The organism is Loktanella sp. S4079, assembly GCF_000967725.1.
Classification (GTDB): Bacteria; Pseudomonadota; Alphaproteobacteria; order Rhodobacterales; family Rhodobacteraceae; genus Yoonia.
Map to the genome: position 1 here is coordinate 1 of NZ_JXYE01000030.1, position 3,069 is coordinate 3,069.

The following is a 3,069-nucleotide window of genomic DNA, read 5'->3' on the forward strand; positions in this document are numbered from 1 at the left end:
ATGTTTTCCATCACCATGGTTGCTGTGACATTTGCGTCTGGCCAATACGGCCCACGATTAATTGGCAACTTCATGCGCGACCGAGGTAATCAGTGGAGCCTCGGCATTTTGATTTCGACCTTCACCTATTCGCTACTGATATTGCGCGCGGTTCAAAGCCCGCAAGCGGCCGACGCGACTATGTTTGTGCCTCAGGTCTCAATCTTTGTGGCACTCATACTCGCGTTAGTGTCGGTTTTTACAGTGATCTATCATGTCCATCATGTACCAGAGACGATCAGTGTCTCGAATATTATTGCATCGCTTGGGCGTCGGTTGATCGCCGAGGTGAAGCGGTTGGAGGCACAGGATAGTTATTCCCCCGTTCTGCCACAAACCGGGCCGTCAGTTGATATTGTGATGCACACCGCGGGTTATGTTCACGGAATTGCCTTGTCTCGGCTGTCCGATATTGCGACCAACCGAGAGTGGATCGTCGAGATACTGGCTGCCCCGGGTGTCTTTGTTCACCCTCAAATACCTGTAATGCGAGTCTGGGGTGCGTCAGAGCTATGTGACGAAGAGCGTTCGGCGTTGAGGCAATGCGTCGCCTTGGGGCAAAGCAAAACCGAAGATCAGAACATCTTGTTCATTGTAGAACAGTTGGTCGAAATCGTTGGCCGGGCGATGTCACCCGGTATTAATGATCCATTTACTGCGATTAGTTGTATGCAGTGGCTAGAGGCTGGCCTTGCTGCAGCATCTGCAAACACCGAAGGTTTGAGTATTATCACAGCAAGAAACATCAGTTTGTCGCCTATTTCATTTGAGCGGATGTTAGACGCTGGATTAGGTAGCTGCGTGCCATATGTCTGTGATGATGCATTGGCGCGGGCAGAACTAGAACGATTGCTTGCGCAGCTGTCCACGCAAGCCAATGCTGAGAATGATAAAGCCGTTCAGCAGCTCATCACAAAGCTAAAAACGCATTAAAAAAACGATGACCTGGTAAATCAGAGTGCGTGTGTTGTGCCTGCGCTATTCTTTTTGATTATTTGCTCCCACATTCCGCTAGTTGGGGCGCCTATTCGTTGAGAATATCTCACTGAATTTCGCAACTGGTATTTACGCAAAATTTGAGGTTGATGCCACGCCTGGAAGGCGTAAATGGGGGTAATTAACTGTAATAAGAGGAAAAAATGCGATTCTCGACCTCAATCATTTCAACTATTACTCTGTTATTAGTATCGGCTGGTGCCGTTCAGGCGCAGTCATTGTCATCAAGCGTTCTCTATGTTGGTGTAGGAAAGGCGATCAACCTTGAAGCCGACGAGATTGATGATACGCCATTTTCAATTGGGTTTATGCATTTGGCAGAGCCGGGCGCGGTGAATTTCGGTTTCGATCTGGGTATTGAAGGTACTATGCTTGATTCAACCTATGGCGGTAATAATTTAGAGCAAGCGATGTCTGCGAACGTTTTGGTTGGGACGAACGTGTACCGCGATCGAAATATTCGTGGTGATGTTGCGGTGCTTGCTGGTTTGCGTGAAAAAGTTGCAGATTGCCCCGATTCATCCGTTGGTTATCAATGTTATGCAGATATTGACCCCGAGTATGACTTTCACTTCAACTACGGTGCGGTCGTCACCGTGTCATTTGATGCGATTGCCTTGGGTGTGCGCGTCACAGAAAAAAGCTCCCAAGTACTTATTGGCGCACAATTCTGAGTTCACGAATAAAGAGCCAGCTGTGAAATTGGCCGAACGATGATTCAAGCCACGAAGGTCAATAGGGTCGCGAAGCGCTAAGGTTTGCGACCCGTGCATTTGTCGGAATGGCGCAGGTGCGCCAGTAAGGATAAGTTGATTTTGCCGAACCTAGATGAGGTAGGCTTTACACATCTAGTTGATGCGGAATCCGCGTATCTCAAATGTCGAAACCAGTCGCCGCAAAACATCCCATTTGTGATGGCCACCGGTTATGATGATGCTGGTTCAATCATTAAGCTATGTCTGCTCATGCTTATAGTCCAAAAGCCACTGACCGTTGAAACTCTCCTTCGAGAGGTGAGCGCAACACTTGTTCCACAGCTATGAATCATCCAATGTATCGCAACTTTGCGGTAGCGTTCGATCAACCCGGGAGATAACTCCGTCGGCCCAACGTTTGGTGGCTGCTCCAAAACAATCATGAATTGAATCCACCGCGATGACGCTGCCGAGCGACATACGCCCCAACAGACATAGACCCGGAGGGGAATTGTCGTTCTGTCCGATCAGTTGACCGTCGTGTTTGGTACGTGCGCCCAGTCCCTCACAAACCGCGCTAATATTCCCTTTTGTCATCAAATTTTCGATCAAAGGGTCTGCAGTCGATACAAGCGTGGGTGAAGGCAATACCGCGTCAACAATCACTGATACCGCGATTGCTCTATTTGCGTCGACAAGCTGCCAACCTTCCTCGATCAACCTGACGCTAGGGTCATCTGCGGCGCATAGGTCAACCAATTCGGCGTCGATGAGCATGATCAGTTCTTTTGCAGACCGCAATGGCGGGCCATAGGAAAAACGCTTCAACCCTTCGTCAAAGTTGACCAACGCCCGCGCGGTTTCAGGGCTGATCTGCGCCGAATTAAAACCAGCCCTCAGGGTATTTTGCCATTTTCGCCAGAGTTGGCCAATGACGAAACCAATTGACGGTGGAAGATCTCCGTCCGCCATCGCAATGGCAGTACGCAACGCCTCTGTGGGCGATTGCATTTCTTGCGAACCCGGCGCTTCGCGCTCCATTGACAGCCAGTTTCGCACATGGTCGTCTTTTACTGGGTTTCCAGTGTTGTTCAAAATTCGCTGTGTCGGTTCAACCAAAGTCTCAGAGACAGTCAAAAGCGCGGTTTCTTGAGATTGGATCGTCGCGTTTATCAACGCCTCGGCAAAAGCGTTTGTCTCGTCCGTGGTTGGATCAAACATGGCGTCAAGTTCTGCGTTCGCAGGTTTAGGTACCGGAGCATGTCCGTCCAGAGAGAAGGGTAGAATTTTCGCAGGCTCGTAGCCTGATCTGAGGTAGCGCCCGTATTCAAAACGTCCC

Annotated in this window: 3 protein-coding genes; 2 read left to right on the forward strand and 1 reads right to left on the reverse strand. The window is 49.7% G+C overall.

Annotated features, from left to right (window positions below):
• Positions 1-972 (forward strand): DUF2254 domain-containing protein (locus TW80_RS17460; RefSeq protein ID WP_052701062.1); only part of this gene is annotated, 972 nt, incomplete at its 5' end.
• A gap of 206 nt (positions 973-1,178) precedes the next feature.
• A complete protein-coding gene (locus TW80_RS17465) occupies positions 1,179-1,709 on the forward strand; it encodes a hypothetical protein (RefSeq protein WP_052701063.1) in 531 nt (176 codons plus the stop codon).
• A gap of 363 nt (positions 1,710-2,072) precedes the next feature.
• Here the strand turns inward: TW80_RS17465 and TW80_RS18235 are convergent.
• On the reverse strand, positions 2,073-3,069 hold a 997-nt coding region (locus TW80_RS18235), incomplete at its 5' end, for a hypothetical protein (RefSeq protein ID WP_204218530.1).

Bases quoted from the DNA above. Each gene is read 5' to 3' on its own strand.
- TW80_RS17465 (WP_052701063.1), top strand. From the start codon at position 1,179: ATGCGATTCTCGACCTCAATCATTTCAACTATTACTCTGTTATTAGTA.